Genomic DNA, 22,254 nt, shown 5'->3' on the forward strand with positions numbered 1-22,254 from the left:
TCCTCGTCTCGATGCCGGTGCTCGGTTCCGGCGCTCGGTTCCGCCGGTGTCCGGCACCACGGTAGTCGGCCCGCGTTGTCTGACAAGTCACCCGTACGGCGGCTCATGCCGTCACGGGGAGGTCCCACCCGCATCATTCTGGTCCCACGGCGGTGGCCGGGTACGACCGATGCCACGACGGAGGAGAGGGCCGCGCATGAGTCCCAAGGGCACGTCACGGACATCGGGCGGAGGCAGGTCCGGGCTCGCCGAATCCTTGACGCCGGGCCGGATCGCGATGATCGTCGTCGCGATCCTCACTCTCGTCTTCATCTTCGAGAACACCGGTGAGGTCAGGATCCGGCTCCTGATCCCCCAGGTGTCGATGCCGCTCTACGTGGCCCTGCTGGCGACCGCGCTGCTCGGCGGCGTCTGCGGGTACTACGTCGCCGCACGGAGGCGGAAGTGAGGCGGCGCGCCGTCGTGGGCGCGGGAGCCGTCCTCGCGCTGGCCGCCGTGGCCGTCAGCTCGGCGGAGGAGGCCGCCGCGCCGGACGGCGAGGCCGGGACCCGCCCGATGCCGGACTTCCTCGGTCGGGGCCTGTGGCGGGTCTTCACCCGGCTGGACCGCCGTACCCGGCTCGACGTCCACGATGTGAGCGGGCGGGACCGGCGGGTGCTCTGGCCGCCGAGGTGGCAGGTGTGCACGCAGTACCCGGCGGCGGGCACGGGCCTGGACCGGCGGACCACGGTGATGATCGGAGTCGTCCGCAAGGGCGAGACCTGCCCGGCACGGGTACGGACGGCCCGGCGCTGAGGGGGCGGCGGCCGGGGAGTGGCCGCAGACGTCCGGCCGTCCGGCGTACGGCGACTCCCGCCGCTCAGCCCCGCGGCTGCGGCCGGACCGTGAGGATCTGCTCGGCGCGCCCGACGGGGCCGTCGACATCGTGCAGGACGCTGCTCGTCAGCCCCTGCCCCGTCGGGCCGAACGTGGCGGTGGTGTCCAGACCGGTCCACGGGCCGCGCGGCTGCCGGTGCAGATGGATCGTCAGGTCGAGGTTCGGGAACATCCACGCGGTCGGGTCCTGCTGCACGGCGATGCCGTTCGCCGTGTCCACGAGCGCGATGTACGAGGCGAGGGGGCTGCTCGGTTCGCCCGCGACCAGGTCCAGGGACGAGGACACCCAGGCCGTCGTGCGGCCCCTGCGGGCCGGGGGCGTACGACGGACGTCGATGGAGGACACGTAACCGCCGCCCCATGCCGCACCCATCGCCCACGGTTCGAGCGTGTCGGGGGCCGGGAGCGGCTCGACGGGGCTGTCCGCGACGGAGGAGGTGTCGAGCGAGGCCAGCAGCCAGGCGCGGGCGCGGACGACCGGGCGGCCGTCGATGAGCACGACGGCTTCGAGGAGTTCGATGGTCCGGCCGGGGCGTACCGTCTCGACGGTGATCTCGCACTCGTCGAGGGCGATACGGCCGAGGATGTCGTAGCTGATCCTGGCGAGCGCCAGGTTCCCGGGCCGCCGCGCGAGGTACCGGTCGATCTCGTGCGCGACGAGCCCGGCGAGGGGGCTGAAGTGCTGTTCGTCGGCGCTCCACGCGCCGCCGGCGTGGGCCGTGGGCTTGTGGCGGTTCTCGCCGGTCCGCTCGTAGTAGCTCTCGCGCGCGACGATGCCGGTGGTCACGGGATCGGTCTCCTCGAACAGGGGGCGTAGACGCGTACACCAGGAAAGATGTATTGCTCAATCATCCTAGGGAGTACGGCTCCGGGAGGCCATCGTGATCCACGGCACAGTGGTGCGGGTCCCGCCGCTCAGCGCTTGTAGTTGATCTTCATCGTGTCGAGGTCGGTCACGGTCGAGCGCAGCCCCTTGTACCCGTGTCCCAGCTCCCCGAGCGCCGTCTCCACCCGGTCCTCCGCGAGCGCGCCCGCCATCTCGTCGCCGTCGGCGGCGTCGGAGACGACGACCAGGCGGTACGAGAAGTGCTTCAGCGTACGGTCGTAGGCGAGCGAACCCTCCTCCGTGAACTGCATCGCGGTCAGCCCGTGCCGGTCCACCTCGGCGAGCAGCCGGGAGCGGCTCTCCTCCGAAAGACCGTCGAACGTGCCGCGCACGATGACCCGGTAGGTGTGCTGCGTGCCCATTCCTCGTACTCCCAGTGCCATGGTTCCCCGGCGGCCGGGCGGCGCGCCGACCCTCCACCCTAGGTGCCTCCTCCCCGCGACGCCCGGGGATTTCCGTCCCCCGCCCCCGCCCCGCGCCTTTGCCGAAGCCTGACGTGGAGAACCCCTGGTCAGGACGGGCCCCGGCGTGTTCCATGGATCAATGACGACCGTACGACGTGCCGTACTGACGCTGCCCGCGGCCCCGTTGGGCCCGGACAACCCCCTTCCCGCACTGCGGGCCCCCGCCGGTGCCGGGGCCCACGCGGTCGACGCGCGGACCCTCGCGGGACTCCCGCGCGACATGGCCCGGGGCATCGGACGGGCGCCCCTGCGCAGTCTGCTGCCCGCCCCCGTGCGCGACGGCTACGGCCGTGAGCGCACCCCCGCGGACATCGACACGATCGTGATCGAGAACGACCGCCTCCGGGTGACCGTGCTCCCGGGTCTCGGCGGCCGGATCCACTCCCTCCTGCACAAGCCCACCGGACGTGAACTCCTCTACCGCAACCCGGTGTTCCAGCCCGCCGCCTTCGCGCTCAACGGCGCCTGGTTCTCCGGCGGCATCGAGTGGAACATCGGCGCCACCGGCCACACCACCCTGTCCTGCTCGCCGCTCCACGCGGCGACCGTCCGCGCGCCCGACGGCGGGCCGATGCTCCGCCTCTGGGAGTGGGAGCGGCTGCGCGACCTGCCCTTCCAGGTCGACCTGTGGCTTCCGGAGGGCTCCGACTTCCTGTACGTCGGGGTCCGGATCCGCAACCCCCACGAGCGCGTCGCCCCGGTCTACTGGTGGTCCAACACGGCCGTCCCCGAGGACCGCAGGGTCCTCGCGCCCGCCGAGGCGGCCTGGCATCACGGCTACGACGGAGGGCTGCACCGGGTTTCCGTACCGTCCACCGAGGACGGCGTCGACCGCACGTACCCGCTGAACAGTCGCCACGCCGCCGACTGGTTCTACGACCTGCCCGAGGAGCGGCGCCGCTGGATCGCCGCGCTCGACCCGGACGGCTCGGGACTCGTCCAGACCTCCACGGGCCCGCTGCGCGGACGCAAGCTCTTCGTATGGGGGACCGGGCGGGGCGGCCGGCGCTGGCAGGAGTGGCTGACGGAACCCGGCACGCCCGGATACGCCGAGATCCAGGCCGGGCTCGCCCGGACCCAGCTGGAACACCTGGAGCTCGCGGGCGGCGAGGAGTTCAGCTGGCTGGAGGCGTACGGACCGCTCGCCGCCGACCCCGCCACGGCACTCGGCGACGACTGGACGGCGGCCCGCGCCGACGTGGAACAGCGACTGGCCGGCGCGCTGCCAGGGGCGGCGGTCGACGCCGCCTACGCGGCCTGGCGCGAGGGTGCGGCCGACACCGCGCCGGTGGAGGTGCTCGCGGTCGGCTCCGGCTGGGGAGCCCTCGAAGTCCTGCGCGGGGAACTGGAGCTGCCCGGAACGCCGTTCCCCGAGTCGACCCTCGGGCCGGAGCAGCGGCCGTGGCGCGAACTGCTCCGGACCGGCGTCCTGCCGCCGCCGTCACCGGGTGCGGCGCCGGGCGCACCGCTGGTCGCGGGGCCCTGGCGGGACATGCTGGAGACCGCCCCGGCGGATCCGTCCACGGAGTACCACCTCGGCATCGCCCAGTGGCACGCCGGTGACCGGGCCCAGGCGGTACGCAGCTGGGAGCGGGGCCTGAAGCAGGCGAAGGAGCGCTGGCCGCTGCTCCACTGCCTGGCCGTGGCCGACGAGGAGGACGGGCACCCGGAGCGGGCGGCCGACAGGTTCGTGGAGGCCTTCGAGGACTACGCGGAGCGTGCGGGCCATGCGGATCGTGCGGAGTTCGGCGGGCGTACGGGCTTCGGTGAAGGACCCGGGAGCGAGACGCGCGCCGCCGCCGTCGGTGCGGCCCTCGGGCGCGAGGCCGTGGCGGCGCTGCTCGCCAACGGCCGGGCGGACAGGGCCCGGAAGCTCTGGTCGGGGCTGCCGGAAGAGGTCCGGGGGAGCGGGGCGTTCCGGCTCCTGGAGATCCGGATCCTGCTCGCCGAGGGCAGGCCGGAGGCGGCGCGCGCGGTCTTCTACGAGGGCTTCGAGGTGGCGGACCTGCGCGAAGGCGCCGAGATCCTGGATGAGCTGTGGGCGCGGATCACCGATGAACCACTGCCGGACGCCTATGAGTTCAGGATGCGCCCCAGCTGACGCGCGGGCCGGCACGCGGACGTCCGCGAGCCGAGGCCGCGGCCGGGTCCCCTCGGGGGCCCGGCCGCTGCCCTGGGAGTCCGCGAGGGACGGGGGTCCGGAGACGGCGGCCCGGGCGACGACGCGGAGATGCCGCTGTTCGACGGTCTCTACCGGGTGGACGACACCGCTGTTTCGAGAACCCGCTGCCGACGGGTCGGGGGGCTGACCGGTGGGGTGGCACCCCGACCCCTTGGGCGCCCGGGCCCGCGGGTGTCGGTGCCGGTCAGTGCACCCGGCACACGATCTCGCCGTGCGGGGTCATGAACCAGGCGTCCTCATGGGCACCCCATGCGCGCCAGGCCGCCGCCACGGACGCCAGTTCGTCCTTCGTGGCGTGGCCGCCGGTCACGGCCAGGTCCGCGTAGCCGGAGTCGGTCGTACGGTCCGCCCACAGGCCGCTCCACCACGCCCGCTCCTCGGGAGTGGCGAAGACCCAGGTGCCCGCCGTCGTCGTGATGTCGGTGAATCCGGCCTCTCTGGCCCATGCGAACAGGCGCCGTCCGGCGTCGGGTTCACCGCCGTTCGCGCGTGCCACCCGGTGGTACAGGTCCAGCCAGCCGTCCAGGGCGGGCAGTTCGGGGAACCACGCGAAGGCCCCGTAGTCGCTGTCGCGCGCCGCGACGATGCCACCGGGCCGGCACACCCGCCGCATCTCGCGCAGCGCCCGCACCGGGTCGCCCACGTGCTGGAGCACCTGGTGGGCGTGGACGACGTCGAAGGAGTCGTCGGGGAAGTCCAGTGCGTGGACATCGGCGACCCTGAACCCGACTTTGTCCAGGCCGCGTTCCGACGCCACGGCGCGCGCCTTCGTCAGGACGTCCTCGGCCGCGTCGACCCCCGTCACCCGGCCCGGCGCGACCAGCGCGGCCAGATCGGCGGTGATGGTGCCGGGGCCGCAGCCCACGTCCAGGACGTCCAGTCCCGCGTGCAGTGAAGGCAGCAGATACGCGGCGGAGTTGGCGGCGGTGCGCCAGCTGTGCGAGCGCAGGACCGACTCGTGGTGGCCGTGGGTGTACACGGCGGTCTCGTGGGCCGAGGGGTGTGCGGAAGGGTGGGAAGCGTGCGTCATGGAAGCGTCTCCCTCGATGCGGGTGCGTGCCATCACCGTACCGACGGATGCCGAATAATGAGATACGCGTCTTGTCATGTGGACGGAGCGGGAGAAGTGCCCTGGTCGAACAGCCTTCGCTGGTAGCGGATTTCGTCGAGCATCACGCCTCCCGTCTCCTCCGTCGCGACCGCGCCGTCCGGCCGCCAGCCCGCCGCCTCGTAGAAGCGGCGCCCGCGCGCGTTCCCCGCCAGCACCCACAGCGCCGCCCTGCGGAACCCCTCCTCCGCCAGCGCCTCCGTGGACGCCGCGAGCAGGGCCCGCCCGACGCCCCGGCCCCATGCCTCCGGCAGGGCGTACAGCGCCGCCAGCTCCGCCACGGTCCCGGGTGGGAACTCCTCGCCCCGCCAGGCGCGGAAGCACGAGAAGGCGAGCACCCGCCCGCCTTCGCCGGTCGCCACCAGCACCTGTGGACGGTCCGGCGCCGTGAGGCGGTCCCGCCAGATCGCGGCACGCTCCTCCACGTCCAGTGCGGTCAGGTACGGGCCGGGAAGCAGATCGCGGTAGGCGGCCCGCCAGGACAGGACGTGCACGGCGGCGACGCCCGCCGCGTCCTCGGGCAGCGCCTCACGTATCGACGGGGGCGAGGAAATCGGTGCGGGCGTCGGCGTCCGGGGCGGTGTCGGTTGCTGCATGCCGCATTCTCGGGCCCGGGGCGCTCCGGGCGCCTCCGTAATTCCGTAGCCCCTACGAGGCCCCCGCCCCGCGCCCGTCCCTCCCCACCGACCTGACGAACCCTCCTGTGACAGCACCATGAACAGCCCGCCCCAGCCGCCCCCGCGCCCCTAGGATCGGGCCCGCCGCCGCCCGGCGGTTCGTCTCTCCCCTGCCGAGGAGTCCCGTGCCGAACTCGCCCGCGCCCGCCCGCCGCGCCCTGCTCAAGCTGCTCGCGGCGAGCCCCGCGGCCTCCGCCCTCGGCGGGATCGCCGCCGCCGCACCCGCGCACGCGGCCCCCGCGCAAGCCGCACCCGCCGCCCCCGGCATCGTCAAAGCGCTCCCCGCCGAGTACTTCACCGTCCGGGGCACCAACGCCGAGGCCCGCTTCGACTCCTTCGCCGACACCGGGCTCCTCACCCCCAACGACCGCTTCTTCGTCCGCAACCACACCGCCACCCCCGTCCTCGACGCCGCCGACTGGCGTCTGACGCTCTGGGGCGACGGGCTCCACGGCCGCGACCCGGTCCACTTCACGTACGGGCAGCTCCGCGATCTGCCCTCCGTCACCCGTACGGCCCTGATCGAGTGCGCCGGAAACGGCCGCAGCCTCTACGCGAGCCAGCAGGGCGAGCCGGTCGCGGGCACCCCCTGGACCCTCGGCGCCGTCGGGGCCGCCCGCTGGCGCGGCGTACGGCTCTCCGACGTGCTCGGGCGCGCCGGGATCGCCCGTGACGCCGTCGCCCTCCAGCCGCGCGGCCTGGACGACCCGTACGTCTCCGGCGGCGTCGACTACGGCCGGGTGCGCCGCCCGCTGCCGGTCGCCAAGGCCTTCGACGACGTGATCCTCGCGTACGAGATGAACGGCGAGCCCCTCCCGTACGACCACGGGTACCCGGTCAGGCTCGTCGTGCCCTCCTGGGTCGGGATCGCCTCGATCAAGTGGCTCGGCGACATCGAGGTGTCCACCCGTCCGCTCGGCTCGCCCTGGTCCACCGACTGGTACCGGCTCTTCGGCGACGCCCACCCCGCCGGCGGCAGCGAGCCGATCAGCCGCCAGACCATCAAGTCCGCCTATCAACTGCCCTTCGGCGCCACCCTGGAGGCCGGCCGGGTCCACCGGCTCACCGGCCGCGCCTGGTCCGCCCTGGCCCCCGTGCGGTCGGTCGAGGTCTCCACCGACGGCGGCGCGCACTGGCGGCAGGCCCGGCTCCTCGACACGCCCCGGCGGGACGGCTGGGTCCGCTGGTCCGTGCCGTGGCGCCCGCACGCCACCGGCCCGGTCACCCTGCTCTCCCGTACCACCGACACCGCCGGTAACACCCAGCCCGAGCGGGCCGTCCACAACACCCAGGGGTACCTCTTCAACGCGGTCGTACGTCACCCGGTCACCGTCGTCTGAAGGGGCGGAACCGCCCGAACCTTCGTATAAAGGGCACGGGGGTGCCCGCCCGGCGCCCCTGTGCGCTCAGGAGGTACGCGACATGCGGCAGACGGCTCCGGAAGGCCGCGGCCCGGTACGCTACGGCCCTCCCGCCCCCGACACCGGGCTGCCCGTCCTCCCCGGACTCGCGGGCCTGCTCGCCGCGGCCGCCGGACGGACCGCCCCCGAGCCGCCCGGCGGAGGCCCCGTCCTGCGCGAGGCCGCCGCCGGCTACTGGTGGCGCCGCGGCCTGCGCACCCATCCCGAGGACGTGGTGGCCGCCCCCGGCGCCCCCGCCCTGCTGCTCGCCCTGCTCGCCGCCCACGGCGGCGACCTCCTGCTGCCCCGGCCCTGCCCCGCCTGGTGGACCCCGCAGGCCCGCCTCCTCGGCCGCCCCGCCTACCACGTGCCGACCCCCGCCGAGTGCGGCGGCGTCCCCGACCCGTACGCCCTCCTGGAGACCGTCCGGCGGATCCGCGCCGAGGGCGGCACCCCGCGCGTCCTGCTGCTGTCCGTCGCCGACGACCCGACGGCCACCGTCGCCCCGCCCGAGATCGTCCGCGAGGCCTGCGAGGCCGCCGTCGCCGAAGGGCTGCACGTCATCAGCGACGAGACCTGGCGCGACACCCTCCACCACCCGGAGGACGCGGTGTTCCTGAGCCCCGCCGAGATGTGCCCGGACGACGTCACCGTCCTCAGCGACCTCGGCGGCGCCCTCACGCCCGCCGCCTGGCCCTGCGCCGTCGCCCGCTTCCCGCCGACCGACCCGTCCCGCGCCGATCGCTGGACCGATCGCAGGGCCCGCGTCCTCGACGTGCTCACCGCCCTCGGCGCCGTCGTCGCCGGACCGGTGGCGCCCGCCGCCGCCCACGCACTCGACGAACCCGAGGACGTCACCGTACGGGCCCGGCGCGCCGCCGCCGTCCACGGCCGCCTCGCCGCCGCCGCGTACCGCGCGGTCCTGGCCGCGGGGGCGCTCGCCCGGCCCCCGAAGGCGGGCCGCCACCTCTACGCCGACCTCGGCCCACTGCGGGCCGGACTCGCCGCCAGGGGCGTCACCGACTCCCTGGAACTGGAGAGCCACCTCACCGCACGGCTCGGGGCCCCGGCGGTCGGCGGTCACCGGCTCGGCGACGAACTCGGCGCGCTCCGAGTCCGGTTCGGCACCGGCATGTTCCTGGGCGCCACGGGGGAGGAACGGGCGGAGGTGCTCGCGGCGGCCGATCCCGTGGAACTCCCGCATGTGGCGAAGAGGTTGGCGGAGTTCGGCGGAGCTTTGGAGGAACTCCGGTGAGGGTGGGGGCGGTTGAGAGAGATCGGCGTAGCGCGCGCCGTAGTGTGCACAGGAGGCGACTTCCGGCGGTCCCGGCCCCCTCCCGCATGTGCCCCGCCCTTCACCGAGCGCGCCCCGCGCCTCGCTGCGCGCGCCCCGCGCTCCGGGGTGCGCGCCCGGCCTTCCACCGAGCACCCCCCGCCCCTCGCCGTGCGCGCCCCGCGCCGACCGTCCGACCCGCACGAGCCGCGCAGAACGGAGCTCGCAGATGACCGAACGTACGACGCACCCCGCGCGGGCACCACAGACCCCGGACCACCCCCTCGCCGGGCCACCCACCGCCCCCGGCGCGCCCGCTCCCGCGCCCGCTCCCGCCCCCCTCCTCCAGCCCGTCGGGCGGCTGCGGTGGGACTGGCCCCGGAGCTTCGCCGACCGGCTCACCGCGCCCCTCCCCGGTGTCCGGGCCCTGGCCCGCCTCGCCCGGGAGGGAGCCGTACGCCCCCGCCCCGAGGGGCTCCGTGACATCCCGCTGCTTCCCTTCGAGCCGGGGCCGATGCCCGTCGCCGGGCCGGACACGCTCGCCATCACCTGGGCGGGGCACGCGAGTTGGGTGCTGCGTGTCGGGGGGCTCACCGTCCTCACCGACCCGGTCTGGTCCCGCCGCATCTTCGGGACCCCCGCCCGGCTCACCCCGGTCGGTGTCCGCTGGGAGGACCTGCCGGCCGTCGACGCCGTCGTCATCAGCCACAACCACTTCGACCACCTCGACGCGCCCACCCTGAAACGGCTGCCCCGGGACACACCGGTCTTCGTCCCGGCGGGCCTCGGCCGCTGGTTCGCCCGCCGCCGGTTCAGCCGGGTGACCGAGCTGGACTGGTGGGAGGCGGCCGAACTCGACGGCGTGCGCTTCGACTTCGTCCCCGCGCACCACTGGTCCAAGCGCACCCTCCTGGACACCTGCCGGTCGCTCTGGGGCGGTTGGGTGCTCACCGACCGCTCGGGGCGCCGTGTCCACTTCGCCGGGGACACCGGATACGGCCACTGGTTCGCGGAGATCGGCCGCCGGTACCCCGGCATCGACCTCGCGCTCCTGCCCATCGGGGCCTACGACCCCCGCTGGTGGCTCAGCGACGTCCACACCGACCCGGAGGAAGCCGTCCGCGCCCACCAGGACCTGGGAGCCCGGCGGATGGCGCCGATGCACTGGGCCACCTTCGTGCTGTCCTCCGAGCCCGTCCTCGAACCGCTCGCCCGGGTCAGGGCCGCCTGGGAGCGGGCCGGGCTGCCCCGCGAGGACCTGTGGGACCTGCCGGTCGGCGGTTCACGGGTGCTGGTGCCCTGACACCCCGTCCGCCTTCGGCGCGCGGACCCGCCGCCACAGCGCGGGCACCGCGCTGATCAGCAGGGTCAGGCCCACCGCCGCGACGACCCCCTGCCACGGCTCCGGGAAGAGCGAACCGCCCAGGATGCCGATCAGCTGGTACGTCGCCGCCCACGCCAGACAGGCCGCGATGTCCCCGCGTGCGAAGCGGCGCAGCGGCATCTCCGAGAGCAGGCACGCCAGCATCACCGGGATGCGCCCCGCCGGCACGAGCCGGGACAGGACGAGCACGGACACCTGATGGGTGTCGAGCCGCTCCTGCGCCTGGGCCAGCCGCTCCGGCGTCACCCGGCCGCGCAGCGCGGCGAGCCACCGCGAACCGTTGCGGGACCGGACCCCGCGCTGCCCGAGCCAGTACAGGGCCGTGTCGCCGAGGAACGCGGCGAAGGCCGCCACCAGGAAGACATAGAGCAGCGAGAGCGGCGAGGTCTGGTGGAAGGCGACCACCGCCGCCGAACTGACGATCGCGCCCGTCGGCACGACCGGCACCAGCGCGCCGAGCGCCACGAGCAGGAACAGCGAGGGGTATCCGACGGCCTGCTGCGTCGACTCCGGCGGGAGCTCGCGCACGGCCGTCACGATCCGGGTGAACCCGTCGATCACCGGGCGACCTCCGGCCGGACCCGTTCGCCGTGGCCGAGCAGGTGGACCGCCACCTTCGGCGCGAGCCGTGCCGCGTGCCGTACGAACTCGTCGCCCGGCGAGTGGAACTCGTGCGGCCGCACCCCGTCGAGCCCGATCGGCCAGTACGTGCCGTAGTGCACCGGGACCGCCGCGGCCGGCGACAGCGCGGCGAGCGCCTGCGCGGCCCGGCCCGCGTCGAGATGGCCGTGCCCGAGGTACGGGCCCCAGCCGCCGACCGGCAGCAGCGCCACGTCCACCGGGCCCACCGCCTCCGCCATCCCGTCGAAGAGCCCGGTGTCCCCGGCGAAGTACGTCCGCGCCTCGCCCTCGACGACGTACCCGAGCGCGGGCGCGCGGTGCGGACCGACCGGCAGTCGCCGGCCGTCGTGGAGCGCCGGCACGGCCCGTACCGTCACGCCCTCCACCGTCACCGTGTCACCCGCCTCCACCTCGGTCAGCCGCAGCCCGTTCCCGTCGAGCCTGCGCAGACCCGGTACGGCGGCCGGGGCGCCGCGCGGCACCACGACGAGCGTCCCGGGCGCGAGCCGGGCGAGCGAGGGCAGGTGCAGATGATCGGAGTGCAGGTGCGAGACGAGGACCGCCTCGGCCACCGTGGCCTCGGCCGGCGGCGGGGCGCCGCGCCGCCGCCGCAGATGCGCGAGCCGCCGCGCGAACAGCGGATCGGTGAGGAAGCGGACCCCGGAGTCCTCGACCGTGCAGGTCGCGTGACCCCACCAGGTGACCTCCACCGGCATGCCGCCTTCCGTTCTCCGGGGTGACGGCCGCCGTTCGTGATGTCCGGGGCCGTTCCGTAACTCCGTAACGAGGGTAAATGTCCCGGGCGGGTGCCGGAGGATGTTCGGCCGTGCCGTACCGCAGTAGGGTCGGCCCATGGACGACGTTCGGGTGGCGGCGATCGCCAGCCTCACCCCGCTCGAAGAGCTGGACAGCGAGCCCTTTCTTGTCGACACGCGTGGCCAGCACGCGGTCTGTGCCCGCTGGGCCGAGGACAAGGGATACGTGGTCGCCCGCCAGCTGCTGTTCTACGGCATCCGGCCCGACCACGCGGCACTGTGGGTCGACGTGGAGGCGGGGGCGGTCGACCTCTTCGTCGCCGCCAACGAGCGGGTGCTCGCGCGCGCGGTGACCTCCGTGCCCGGATTCCGGGCCGAATGCGAGCGGCGGGGGGTGCGGGTGGAGACCGCCGCGGTCGACGAACCGGCGTACGACGCGGCGGCGAAGGCGGGGGTCCACCGACGGCTCTCCATGCCGACGGCCGGATACGACGGGGCTTGACGCCCGGCAGGGCTTGACCCCCGACGGCGCTCGACGCCTGACGGCGCTCGACCCCCGACGCCGCTTGGCGCCGACCGTCGAGACCGGCCCCCTCCGGTACGCGGTTCCACGACCGACCTGACACACCCGGGCCCCTCCCCGTCGCCCGTTTTCTACTCCGTTCACGGGCGTTGTGCCACGCTTGAGGCAGGAAACGGGCGAAAGGTGAAGCGGGCGTGGGTGACGGGCGATGGGGTGGCGCCGAACGCTGGCGGTCCGCCGGCAGGACGCTGGCACGGGTGATCGTGGTCTGGGCGGTGTCGACGCTCACCATGCTCGTGCTCGCCGGGCTGCTCCCGGACTTCCAGCTCCAGTCGGCCGACGGTGACAGCTTCACGCGGACCGCGCTGACCGCCGCCGCGGCGGCGGGCGCGTTCGGCCTGCTCGGCGCGCTCGTGTGGCCGCTGATCGTCCGCGCGCTGCTGCTCGTCCCGGCGCTGGTGCTCGGCCTGCTCGTGTTCTTCCTCAACGGCTCCCTGCTGCTCGTCGCGCTCTGGCTGATCCCCGACGGGCGCGGCGCCGCCGACCCCCAGACCGCCGTGGTCGTCGCCGCGGTCATGTCCGCCGTCGCCTCCGCCACCTCCACCGCCCTCGCCGTCCGCGACGACGACGCCTACCGGCGCCGCCTCTACCGGCTGACCGGTCGCACCAGGCCCCGCGAGTCGGGGTCTCCGGGCTCGGGCGAGGCGCCCGAGCAGGCGCCCGGCACGGTCTTCCTCCAGCTCGACGGCGTCGGCCACCACGTGCTGCGCGGCGCCGTCGCCGACGGTCTGATGCCGACCGTCGCGGGCCTCCTCGACGCCGGCCACCGGCTCACCCCCTGGCGTACGGACTGGTCCAGCCAGACCGGCGCGAGCCAGCTCGGCATCCTGCACGGCTCCAACGAGGACGTGCCCGCCTTCCGCTGGTACGAGAAGGACACCGGCCGGATCATGGTGTCGAACCGCCCGGCGAGCGCCGTGGAACTCCAGCGCCGGGCCGTGCGCCGCACCGGGGACGGCGGGCTCCTCACCTTCGACGGCGCCTCCCGGGGCAATCTGTTCAGCGGCGGCGCCGACCAGCTCGCGCTGGTCCTGTCGATGGCCGCCCGGCGGGGCCCCCGCAACCGCTCGCGCGCCGGCTACTTCGCGTACTTCTCCGACCCCGCCAACGCCGTCCGCACCGCGGGCTCGTTCGTCGCCGAGTGCTTCCGCGAGATGAGCCAGTCCACGCGCGCGCTGCTGCGCCGCGAGACCCCGCGGGTCTCGCGCGGCGGCATGTACCCCTTCGTCCGGGCCTTCGCGACCGTCCTGGAGCGGGACGTCGTGGTCTCCGCCGTGATGGGGGACATGCTCGCCGGGCGGACCGCCGTCTACGCCGACCTGGTCGCCTACGACGAGGTGGCACACCACTCGGGCCCGCACGGCCGGGACACCGACCAGGTGCTGCGCCGCCTCGACCGCTCGATCGCGCTCATCGCGACCGTCGCCGAGCACGCGCCCCGCCCGTACCGGATCGTGCTCCTCTCCGACCACGGGCAGAGCCCCGGCGAGACCTTCGAGGGGGCGTACGGGCTGACGCTCAAGGAACTCGTCAGGGCCGGGTGCGGGCTGCCCGTGCCGCGTCGGGTGCGGCGGACCCGCCGGGGGCACCCCCAGACGGAGTCCGGGGGAGGTTCGGAGGCGCGGGACGCGGCCAGGGACGCGGTGCGCCTCGCGCTGCACCGGCCCGTGGACGAGACCGGCGAGTCGGCGCGGGAGCTGCCCGCCCGGCCCTCCGAACCGGTCGTCCTCGCCTCCGGGAACCTCGGCCTGATCTCCTTCCCGGACGTGCCGCACCGGATGACCCGGGAGGAGATCGAGCGGCGCCACCCGGCACTGCTGCGTACCCTCGCGCACCATCCGGGGATCGGTTTCGTGCTGGTGGCGAGCGCCGAGCACGGTTCGGTGGTGCTCGCCGGGGACGGCGCGGAGGTGCCGGTCGCCGAGCTCGACGACGCGGGGCCACTGGCCGTCTTCGGGCCGGGGGCGGCGCGCGCGGTACGGCGTACCGACGGCTTCCCGCACGTCGCGGACATCATGGTCAACTCGATGTACGACCCGGCGAGCGGCGCCGTGCACGCCTTCGAGGCGCAGATCGGCTCGCACGGAGGGCTCGGCGGCGAGCAGTCGCACCCCTTCCTGCTGTCGCCGCCGGAACTCTCGCCGCCCGTCGGGGCGGGGGAGGAGCTGGTCGGCGCGGAGCAGGTGCACCGGGTGCTGCGGCGCTGGCTGGGGGAGTCCTCGGGGCCGCAGGTGCCGCTGGGGCAGGTGGGTCCACTGGGTCCACTGGAGATTTCCCCGTCCATACACGAAACGGAATCAGTTCTTCCGGTCGAAGGGCCGGTCGCACCGGACAAAAGTCACTGATTTGGATGCCTGTTCGCCGTTACCGGACGATGGTCCGGATTTGTACGACGGAAGGCGCCCCACCCCATGAGCACGGCCACCACAACTCCACAGAGCGGGCCCGTCACCGGGGCCGCCGGGAACACCGGCGACACCGGCAAGGGCGCGGACGGCAAGCACGCCCGCCGCTTCGGGCTCCCCGTCGCGACCGCCCTGGTCATGGGCAACATCATCGGCGGCGGAATCTTCCTGCTGCCCGCCTCCGTCGCCCCCTACGGCACCATCAGCCTCGTCGCCTTCGGCGTCCTCACCCTCGGCGCGATCGCCCTCGCCCTCGTCTTCGGCCGCCTCGCCCACCGCCACCCGGCGACCGGCGGACCGTACGTCTACGCCCGCGAGGCCTTCGGCGACTTCGCCGGATTCCTCACGGCCTGGTCCTACTGGGCCACCACCTGGGTCTCCAACGCGGCCCTCGCCGTCGCCGCCGTCGGCTACCTCGACGTGCTGGTCCCGCTCCACGGGTCGACGGCCGCCACCCTCGGCGCCGCGCTCCTCCTCCAGTGGCTCCCGGCCCTCGCCAACCTCGCCGGCACCCGCTACGTGGGCGCCGTGCAGCTCGTCGCCACCGTGCTCAAGTTCCTGCCACTGCTGCTCGTCGCCGTCAGCGGGCTCTTCTTCTTCGACAGCGCCAACCTCGGCCCCTTCCGCGCCGGCGGCGAGAGCTCCCTCGGAGCCGTCTCGGCCTCCGCCGCGATCCTGCTCTTCAGCTACCTCGGCGTCGAGTCGGCCGCCGTCAGCGCGGGCGAGGTCCGCGACCCGCGCCGCAACGTCGGGCGCGCCACCGTCCTCGGCACCCTCGCCGCCGCCCTCCTCTACCTCCTCACCACCCTCTCCGTCTTCGGCACCGTCCCGCACGAGCGGCTCGTCGCCTCCGACGCCCCCTTCACGGACGCCGTCGACCTCATGTTCGGCGGCTCCTGGGGCGGCACCGCCGTCGCCTGCATGGCGCTCGTCTCGATGGTCGGCGCGCTCAACGGCTGGACCCTGCTCAGCGCCCAGACCCCCTACGCGGCGGCGCGCGACGGGCTCTTCCCCAAGGCCTTCGCCCGCAAGCGGCGCGGGGTCCCCACGGTCGGCGTCGTCGTGACCGTCGTCCTCGCCTCGCTGCTGACCGTCTACAACTACACATCCGGCACCCAGCGCGTCTTCGAGACCCTCGTACTCGTCACCACCTTCACCGCCACCGTCCCCTACCTGCTCTCCTCCGCCGCGCAGCTGTACTTCCTGCTCTCCGGACAGTCCGACCGGGTCCACCGCCCCCGCCTGGTCCGCGACACCGTCCTCGCCCTCGCCGCCTTCGGCTTCTCCCTCTGGCTGGTCGCGGGCTCCGGCTACGCCGCCGTCTACCAGGGCGTCCTGTTCCTCTTCGCGGGAGTGCTCGTCTTCGCGTGGATGTCGGCCCGCCGCCGACGAGCGGCGGCGGGGGAGGCGGCGCCCGGCCACCCGTCGCCGCCACCGCCGGGTCAGTGAAAGAACGGCCCCGACCGTAGGCCGCCCGGGCGGATCTCCCCTCCGGGGCGTCGGCCCACGACCCCGACGGGGCAGTACGGATCTCCGTGAGCCCCGCGCCCGTGCCGACCCTCGCGCCCGCCGCCCCGGCGGGGCGTCCACCGCGCCCGGAACGGCGCCGGCACCGCTGGATCGCGCTGTTCCTCGTCCTCGCCGCGCTGTTCGGCAGCGGAGCCGCCACGGCCACCGGCGGCGCCGAACTCCGCCCCGCGGCCGCCTCCCCGGCGTCCGACCCGGGCGGCGAGACGCACGACACGGCCGCCACCGAGGCCGGACTGCCCGGCCGCGCGCGACGGCACCGGACGGGCCTCCGCCCGGTCCGGCCCCCGCGCCTCCACCACGGGGGCCCCGGCCATCGCGACGCCCCCGCCCCCGCTTCCGTGCCCGCTCCGCGCGGTGACGTGCTCCGGTGCGTGGTGATGCGCTGCTGAGAGGCCCCGCCTCGCAGCAGTCCCGACATCACACCCCCCCACGCACCACGAGGAGCTTCGCCATGCCCGTCGACCCGTTCGCCGTCCTCCAGGCCCTGCTGCGCGCCGAGGCCTCCCGCGCCCAGCGCCCCGAACGCCCGGTGTCGGAGCCCGCCACCCCTGACCGGGCCTCCGCCCCCGCCGCCGCCCCGGTCCAGGCCCCGACGTCCGAGCCGAGCCCGGTGCACGCCTCGCCCGCGCCGCCCACGCGCCGTGAGGGCAGGGTGCGCTGACCCTTCGTGACGCCCCGACGCGGGCCACGGCGAAATCCGATTTGCGTACCGGTGGACGGACGTACGAGGCTGTCCCGATGACCTCGACCGACCGGAACACCAGACCCGATCGGTCCGCCGGACCCGCGTCCGGCACGGCGAAGGGCCCACCCGGCAGCCCGGGTACGCGTACGAGCGACGGCTCGGACCCCAGCTCAAGCCCCGCCCCCGGCCCCCGCCCCACGCTCCCGCGCCGTGCCGCCCGGCGGCTCCTCGCCTTCGCTCGCCGCCCCTACCTGGACCGCCGGGACCCCTCGTACCGCATCCGCCGGTGGCCCGACCTCGTCGCGCTCTGCTTCGCCACCGTCTTCTTCTGGTCGAGCCTGACGCCCTCCCTCGTGCCGCGCCCCTGGTACCTCCAGGGCCTCGTCGGCGGGATCACCGCCACCATCGGGTACGCCCTCGGCTCCGGCCTCGCCTGGATCGTCCGGACCCTGGTGCGCCGGCGGCCCCCCGAGTGGTTCCGGACCCGCTGCTGGCAGGCGTACTGGCTGCTCAGCCCGGTCCTCGCCGTGTGGTGCATCTCCGAGAGCGCCCGGATGCACGTCAGCTGAGGGCCCTCCAGGAGCTGCCGCCCTCCCTGACCTGGCACACGCCGATGATCGCGCTGATCGCGCTCGGCCTGCTGCTCGTGGCGCTCTTCGTCGCCCGCGCCGTACGGCTCGGCTCCGTCACCCTGATACGGCTGCTCGGCAGGCTCCTGCCCCGGCCCGTCGCGTTCGGCGTCGGCGCGGTCCTCTCCGCCCTCGTGGTCCTCGTCGGCGTCCGCGACGTGGTCTTCGACCGGGGAATCGTCGACATCGCCGACCGCATCGCCGAGGCCACCAACGGAGGCACCAAGGACGGCATCGAGCGCCCCGCCTCCCGCCTGGTCTCCGGCGGGCCCGGATCGCTCGTCCCCTGGGAGGGCCTCGGCTTCCAGGGGCGCAACTTCGCCGGTTCCACGCCGACCCGCGACGCCCTCACCGCCTGGAGCGGCAGGCCCGCCCGTGACCCGGTCCGCGTGTACGTGCCGTCCGCGCTGCCCGCCGCCTTCGCGGACGACCCGCCGTTCGCCGCGCAGGCCCGGCTCGCCGTCCGCGAGCTCGACCGCACCGGCGCCTTCGACCGCGCGGTCCTCGCCGTGGCGGGCACCACGGGGACCGGCTGGGTCGACCCGAACGTCGCCGAGGCCCTGGAGTACATGTACGGCGGCGACACCGCGATCGTCGCCGTCCAGTACTCCTACCTGCCCAGCTGGGTGTCCTTCCTCGTCGACAAGGAGAAGGCCGGGCAGGCCACCCGCGCCCTCCTCGACGCCGTACGCGAACGGCTCGACGCCCTCCCCGCCGACCGGCGGCCCCGGCTCGTCGTCACCGGCGAGAGCCTGGGCGCCTACGCCGTCGAGGCCTCCTTCGAGGGTGCCGACGACCTCCTCGCCTCCACCGACGGCGCCCTCCTCATGGGCGCCCCGAACTTCTCACCGGTCTCCCGCGAGATCCGCCGCGACCGCGACCCGGGCAGCCCGGTCTGGCGCCCGCAGTACCGGGGCGGCGCCCACATCCGCTTCGCCCAGTTCCCCGAGACCGACCTCGCGCGCCCGGCCGCCGCGTGGGAGCACCCGCGCGCGGTCTATCTGCAGAACGCCTCCGACCCCGTCGTCTGGTGGTCGCCCGACCTCCTCCTGAGCCGCCCCGCGTGGCTCGACGAACCCCTCGGCCCCGACATCACGCCCGAGATCACCTGGTTCCCGTTCGTCGCCTTCTGGCAGACCTCGGTGGACATGGCGGTGTCGTACGGGGTCGACGCGCCGCACGGCCACCGGTACGGGGCAGGGGCGGTCGACGGCTGGGCGGCGGTCCTCCCGCCACCGGGCTGGACCGCGGCCGACACAACCCGCCTGCGCGCCTTCATCGGCCACCGCCCGGCGGCGTACTGAACGCCCGACCCCGAGCGCCCCTCAGGGCAGCCCCGCGCCCGTCGGCCCTTCGAGGCGCCACCGGCCCCCACTGCCCGTCAGGGCCTCGCCCGCCCCCTCCGGCCCCCGGGGCAGCACCGTGAACGCGTGCTCCCTCAGGGCCCCTTCTAGTGGTAGGGCCGAGGACGTACTCCTCCCGCTCCGCTCCGCACCGCTCAGGCGGTCTCCGCCGTCGGCTGAACCCCCACCGCCCCCTCCGAGGGCCCCGCCTGCTCCAGGCGTTCCGCTCGCTCGTTCCGCCGGCCGTGCAGCCGCACCAGGCCCGCCGTCACCGTCGCGAGGACCGCGAGCGCGACCAGGGCCGGGACCAGGCCGACGAGCGGGCCCGCCGCCAGGCAGCAGACGCCGCCCGTGGCCAGGGCGGTCGGCCGGCGGCCCGAGGTGCGCCGTACGATCGCCGCCGCACCGAGCAGGTACACACCGACGCCACCGGTCAACGACCAGGCCACCACCCCGTGCAGGGGCTCGGCGAGGCCGTAGTGGCCGGTGTCGGCGACCTGCTGGAGGACCTTCTTCATGCCGAGCGCGCAGAGCACGACGCCCGCGACCAGCGGAAGGTGCAGGAAGGTGTACACATCGCTGGCGAACCGGGTGCGTTCGTCGCCGTCGAGCCCGGTGAGCCGGTGCTCCGCAGCCTCGCCGAGCTGCCGGAAGTACAGCCGCCACAGCCCCGCCGACAGCAGCAGTCCGGCGGCCGAGGCGCCGAGCACGGCGACGGTGAGCGGGAATCCGGAGACGCCGACGCCCATCGCGACGATCGACTCGCCGAGCGCGATGATCACGATCAGGCCGTGCCGCTCGGCGAAGTGCCCGGGTGAGTTGACCCGCCAGCCGGACGAGCCGTTGACATAGATGCCGCCGTAGTCGACGACCACCGCTCCCAGCCACAAAAGGAGTTGGACCCGCCCGCTGTGAGCGCTGCCGATCAGGAGGAGGGCCAGCGGCGGCAGGACGGACATCAGCGCCGTACGCCGAAGGGTGGCGCGCAGGGCGGCGTCCCCGGGGCTGGAGATCCAGTACGAGGCCAGGTGGAGGACGCGCACCGCGCCGTAGCAGAGCACGAACAGCAGCGGCGCCGGCAGTCCGCCGGGCGCGTGCGAGAACACCTCCGGCACGGCCAGCGACACGATCAGGACGACGGCCATCACGGTGACGAGGACGCCGAACAAGGCGCCGGAGTCGGCCCGTACGACATTGCCCAGCCAGGCGAAGCTGCACCAGCACCACCAGAGCAGCGCCAGCACGACCATCGCGCCGACCACCCGGAACGGCGAGGGCGCCGCCGCCATCAGCGCGGTGACCTGCGTGATCGCGTACACGAACACCAGGTCGAAGAAGAGCTCCGCGGGCGTCACCCGGTGATCGTCCGCGGTGGCCACCATCCGGGCCCGTTCCCTGTTCCACACCATCTCTGTCTCCCCCTTCGGGGGACCGGTACCGGCCACCCCGGCGCGAACGATACCCACGCCCGGGGCACGACGACACGACGTCCGGAACACGGGCGGGCGCGACCCGCCGGCCACCCCGGGCGCACCGCATTACCTCGGACGTAATCGACCCCCTCCGCTCCGCCCGGCATGCTCAGGACCACCGGAACCCGGGCGGCGCACTCCGCTCGGGCTCCGGCCCACCGCCCGGACGAACGTCCCCTGAACGCCCCTTGAACGTCCCCCTTGGAGGGTGATCCGCCATGTCCCAGGCCCTGCTGTCCGGTCTCGCCCGCACCACCCGGCCCCAGGCCGCGGTGCGCCGTTTCCTGGCCCTCGACGCCGTCGTCACCGGCGCCAACGGCATCGCCTACGCCGCCGCCTCGGGACCGCTCGGTGAGTTCCTCGGCGTCGACTCCGGCCTCCTGCTCGAACTCGGCGTCTTCCTCACCCTGTTCGCCGCCGGGGTCGGCTGGCTCGCGAGCCGCCCGCAGCCCCCGGCGCTCGCCGTGAAGCTCGTCGTCGACGCCAACGTCCTCTGGGCCGTGCTGAGCGTCGTCGCCCTGATCGCCTGGCTGGAGCCGACCACCGCCGGCCTGGTGTGGACCCCGATGCAGGCGGCCACCGTCGCCGGCTTCGCCGCACTCCAGTGGGCGGCCCTGCGGGCCGTCGCCGCTAGCCGCTGACCGGCGGCAGTGACCGCAGGTACGCGACCGTCTCCGGGTCGGCCGGGAGGAACGTCTCGATGGCCAGCTCGGCGACGGTCACGTCCAGCGGCGTGTTGAACGTCGAGATCGACGACACGAACGACAGCACCCGCCCGTCGTGCTCGATCCGCAGCGGCAGCGCGAAGTACGGGTACGGCTCCTCGTCCGACGCACCGGCACTGCCACCGGCGGCGTCGGTGTCCGCGCCCGGCGGCAGCGGGTACGCCGCCACCTCCGCGTACAGCGCGCGCAGCGACTCCGAGCGCGCCAGACCGATCTGACGCTCCATCTGCGCCAGCAGATGCCCCCGCCACTCCCGCAGGTTCCGGATCCGGGGCGCGAGGCCCTCCGGGTGCAGGGTGATCCGCATCGTGTTCAGCGGCGGGGTCAGCAGATGCTCCGGCAGCCCTTCGAGCAGCAGCCCGATGCCCCGGTTGGCCGCCACCACCGTGTACGAGCCGTCCACCACGAGCGCCGGATACGGCTCGTACCCCTGGAGCAGCCGCTCGATGCCCTCCCGGAGCGTCTCCAGACGCGGGGCGTCGAGCGGCGACTCCGTGTACCGGGGCGCGTACCCGGCGGCGAGCAGCAGCGCGTTCCGCTCGCGGACCGGCACCTCCAGGTGCTCGGCGAGCCTCAGCACCATCTCCTCGCTCGGCCGCGACCGCCCCGTCTCCACGAACGAGATGTGCCGCGCCGAGGAGTCGGCGCGCAGCGCCAGCTCCAGCTGGCTCAGCCGCCGCTGCTCGCGCCAGCCGCGCAGCAGCGGCCCCACCCCCGTGTCGCTCACGACAGTCGTCATGGCCAGACGGTATCCCAGAGGTGGACCCGGGTACGTTTCCCCGGGGACGCCTGTCCGTCACCCGCGCCACCCGTCCGGAGGGAGCACCGCCGTGCCCACACAGCCGCTGTCGCAGAAGGAGATCGAGGACCGACTGCGGGAGCTTCCCGGCTGGTCGGTCGCAGAGGACCGCCTCACCCGCGCCTACCGGCTCGACGACCACTTCGCCGCCACCGCGCTCGTGGTCCATGTGGCCCGGATCCAGCAGGAGCTGGGCCACCACTCCGACCTGACCCTGGGATACGACACCGTCTCCCTGTCCGTGAACACCCACTCCGCGGGCGGCGCCGTCACCGGAAAGGACTTCGAACTCGCCGAGCGCGTCGAAGGGATCGCGCCCGGCCACGGCGCCCGCTGACCCGCACCGGTCACCGCACCCCTCGTAGGATCAGGGGCATGGGGGAGACCGTGCTCGACTACGAGACCGAGGCAGCGCACTACGACCGGACCCGGGGCGGGGTGCCCCGGGCCGAGGCGG

General features: G+C 74.6%; 23 protein-coding genes. 15 read left to right on the forward strand and 8 right to left on the reverse strand.

Features of this window, described 5'->3' with window-relative positions; all coding sequences use genetic code 11:
- Positions 1-196 precede the first annotated feature (196 nt).
- Both V4Y03_RS28520 and V4Y03_RS28525 read left to right on the forward strand, forming a co-directional pair.
- On the forward strand, positions 197-448 hold the full coding sequence (locus V4Y03_RS28520; protein WP_317876577.1) for a LapA family protein: 252 nt from the start codon (positions 197-199) through the stop codon (positions 446-448).
- Complete coding sequence (locus V4Y03_RS28525) at positions 445-795, forward strand: hypothetical protein (protein WP_317876578.1); 351 nt, start codon at positions 445-447, stop codon at positions 793-795. Before V4Y03_RS28520 ends, V4Y03_RS28525 begins: the two co-directional genes overlap by 4 nt.
- 64 nt (positions 796-859) lie before the next feature.
- Here V4Y03_RS28525 and V4Y03_RS28530 read toward each other — a convergent pair whose 3' ends face one another.
- Both V4Y03_RS28530 and V4Y03_RS28535 read right to left on the reverse strand, forming a co-directional pair.
- On the reverse strand, positions 860-1,663 hold the full coding sequence (locus V4Y03_RS28530; RefSeq protein WP_332436776.1) for a thioesterase family protein: 804 nt from the start codon (positions 1,661-1,663) through the stop codon (positions 860-862).
- Positions 1,664-1,791: 128 nt separating this feature from the next.
- Positions 1,792-2,124: a DUF6204 family protein gene (locus V4Y03_RS28535; RefSeq protein WP_317876580.1), complete on the reverse strand. Its 333-nt coding sequence runs from the start codon at positions 2,122-2,124 to the stop codon at positions 1,792-1,794.
- Positions 2,125-2,305: 181 nt separating this feature from the next.
- On the opposite strand from V4Y03_RS28535, the gene V4Y03_RS28540 reads away from it, so the two are divergent.
- A complete protein-coding gene (locus V4Y03_RS28540; RefSeq protein WP_332436777.1) occupies positions 2,306-4,327 on the forward strand; it encodes a DUF5107 domain-containing protein in 2,022 nt (673 codons plus the stop codon).
- A 265-nt stretch (positions 4,328-4,592) separates the two neighbouring features.
- Here the strand turns inward: V4Y03_RS28540 and V4Y03_RS28545 are convergent, their stop codons facing one another.
- Positions 4,593-5,438, reverse strand: coding sequence for a methyltransferase domain-containing protein (locus tag V4Y03_RS28545; protein WP_332436778.1), 846 nt, complete (start codon positions 5,436-5,438; stop codon positions 4,593-4,595).
- A gap of 74 nt (positions 5,439-5,512) precedes the next feature.
- The gene (locus tag V4Y03_RS28550; RefSeq protein ID WP_332436779.1) at positions 5,513-6,112 is read right to left on the reverse strand and encodes a GNAT family N-acetyltransferase; all 600 of its coding nucleotides are present in this window, start codon (positions 6,110-6,112) and stop codon (positions 5,513-5,515) included.
- A gap of 206 nt (positions 6,113-6,318) precedes the next feature.
- Here V4Y03_RS28550 and V4Y03_RS28555 point away from each other — a divergent pair, with 206 nt between their 5' ends.
- The 3 genes from V4Y03_RS28555 (at position 6,319) to V4Y03_RS28565 (ending at position 10,169) form a co-directional block, all read left to right on the forward strand.
- Positions 6,319-7,533: a sulfite oxidase gene (locus tag V4Y03_RS28555; RefSeq protein WP_332436780.1), complete on the forward strand. Its 1,215-nt coding sequence runs from the start codon at positions 6,319-6,321 to the stop codon at positions 7,531-7,533.
- Positions 7,534-7,615: 82 nt separating this feature from the next.
- A complete protein-coding gene (locus V4Y03_RS28560; RefSeq protein WP_332436781.1) occupies positions 7,616-8,848 on the forward strand; it encodes an aminotransferase class I/II-fold pyridoxal phosphate-dependent enzyme in 1,233 nt (410 codons plus the stop codon).
- Between the two features lie 247 nt (positions 8,849-9,095).
- Positions 9,096-10,169, forward strand: coding sequence for an MBL fold metallo-hydrolase (locus tag V4Y03_RS28565; RefSeq protein ID WP_332436782.1), 1,074 nt, complete (start codon positions 9,096-9,098; stop codon positions 10,167-10,169).
- Here the strand turns inward: V4Y03_RS28565 and V4Y03_RS28570 are convergent.
- Positions 10,149-10,811, reverse strand: coding sequence for a DedA family protein (locus V4Y03_RS28570; protein ID WP_317878944.1), 663 nt, complete (start codon positions 10,809-10,811; stop codon positions 10,149-10,151). The genes V4Y03_RS28565 and V4Y03_RS28570 overlap by 21 nt on opposite strands.
- Positions 10,808-11,587: an MBL fold metallo-hydrolase gene (locus V4Y03_RS28575; RefSeq protein ID WP_332436783.1), complete on the reverse strand. Its 780-nt coding sequence runs from the start codon at positions 11,585-11,587 to the stop codon at positions 10,808-10,810. Before V4Y03_RS28575 ends, V4Y03_RS28570 begins: the two co-directional genes overlap by 4 nt.
- Before the next feature lie 136 nt (positions 11,588-11,723).
- On the opposite strand from V4Y03_RS28575, the gene V4Y03_RS28580 reads away from it, so the two are divergent.
- The 7 genes from V4Y03_RS28580 (at position 11,724) to V4Y03_RS28605 (ending at position 18,762) form a co-directional block, all read left to right on the forward strand.
- Complete coding sequence (locus V4Y03_RS28580) at positions 11,724-12,128, forward strand: hypothetical protein (RefSeq protein ID WP_317877346.1); 405 nt, start codon at positions 11,724-11,726, stop codon at positions 12,126-12,128.
- Positions 12,129-12,343: 215 nt separating this feature from the next.
- Positions 12,344-14,554, forward strand: coding sequence for a phage holin family protein (locus tag V4Y03_RS28585; RefSeq protein WP_332436785.1), 2,211 nt, complete (start codon positions 12,344-12,346; stop codon positions 14,552-14,554).
- Between the two features lie 66 nt (positions 14,555-14,620).
- Positions 14,621-16,063 carry an amino acid permease gene (locus V4Y03_RS28590; RefSeq protein WP_332436786.1) on the forward strand — a complete coding sequence of 481 codons (1,443 nt, stop codon included), beginning with the start codon at positions 14,621-14,623 and terminating at the stop codon, positions 16,061-16,063.
- Between the two features lie 86 nt (positions 16,064-16,149).
- Positions 16,150-16,533 (forward strand): hypothetical protein, encoded by a 384-nt coding sequence (locus tag V4Y03_RS28595; RefSeq protein ID WP_332436787.1) that lies wholly within the window; start codon positions 16,150-16,152, stop codon positions 16,531-16,533.
- A 62-nt stretch (positions 16,534-16,595) separates the two neighbouring features.
- The gene (locus tag V4Y03_RS28600; protein WP_332436788.1) at positions 16,596-16,805 is read left to right on the forward strand and encodes a hypothetical protein; all 210 of its coding nucleotides are present in this window, start codon (positions 16,596-16,598) and stop codon (positions 16,803-16,805) included.
- A gap of 77 nt (positions 16,806-16,882) precedes the next feature.
- Positions 16,883-17,398: an alpha/beta-hydrolase N-terminal domain-containing protein gene (locus V4Y03_RS33955; RefSeq protein ID WP_443079835.1), complete on the forward strand. Its 516-nt coding sequence runs from the start codon at positions 16,883-16,885 to the stop codon at positions 17,396-17,398.
- Positions 17,359-18,762 (forward strand): alpha/beta-hydrolase family protein, encoded by a 1,404-nt coding sequence (locus tag V4Y03_RS28605; RefSeq protein WP_443079836.1) that lies wholly within the window; start codon positions 17,359-17,361, stop codon positions 18,760-18,762. Before V4Y03_RS33955 ends, V4Y03_RS28605 begins: the two co-directional genes overlap by 40 nt.
- A 194-nt stretch (positions 18,763-18,956) precedes the next feature.
- Here the strand turns inward: V4Y03_RS28605 and V4Y03_RS28610 are convergent, their stop codons facing one another.
- A complete protein-coding gene (locus V4Y03_RS28610) occupies positions 18,957-20,210 on the reverse strand; it encodes a low temperature requirement protein A (RefSeq protein WP_332436789.1) in 1,254 nt (417 codons plus the stop codon).
- Between the two features lie 281 nt (positions 20,211-20,491).
- On the opposite strand from V4Y03_RS28610, the gene V4Y03_RS28615 reads away from it, so the two are divergent.
- A complete protein-coding gene (locus V4Y03_RS28615) occupies positions 20,492-20,914 on the forward strand; it encodes a hypothetical protein (protein ID WP_317878051.1) in 423 nt (140 codons plus the stop codon).
- Here V4Y03_RS28615 and V4Y03_RS28620 read toward each other — a convergent pair.
- Entirely contained in the window at positions 20,904-21,737 is an 834-nt protein-coding gene (locus V4Y03_RS28620; protein ID WP_317878052.1) for a helix-turn-helix domain-containing protein, read from the reverse strand. The genes V4Y03_RS28615 and V4Y03_RS28620 overlap by 11 nt on opposite strands.
- Before the next feature lie 91 nt (positions 21,738-21,828).
- On the opposite strand from V4Y03_RS28620, the gene V4Y03_RS28625 reads away from it, so the two are divergent.
- Positions 21,829-22,134: a 4a-hydroxytetrahydrobiopterin dehydratase gene (locus V4Y03_RS28625; protein WP_317878053.1), complete on the forward strand. Its 306-nt coding sequence runs from the start codon at positions 21,829-21,831 to the stop codon at positions 22,132-22,134.
- Positions 22,135-22,254: the final 120 nt, after the last annotated feature.

This window comes from Streptomyces sp. P9-A4, from assembly GCF_036634195.1.
GTDB lineage: Bacteria > Actinomycetota > Actinomycetes > Streptomycetales > Streptomycetaceae > Streptomyces.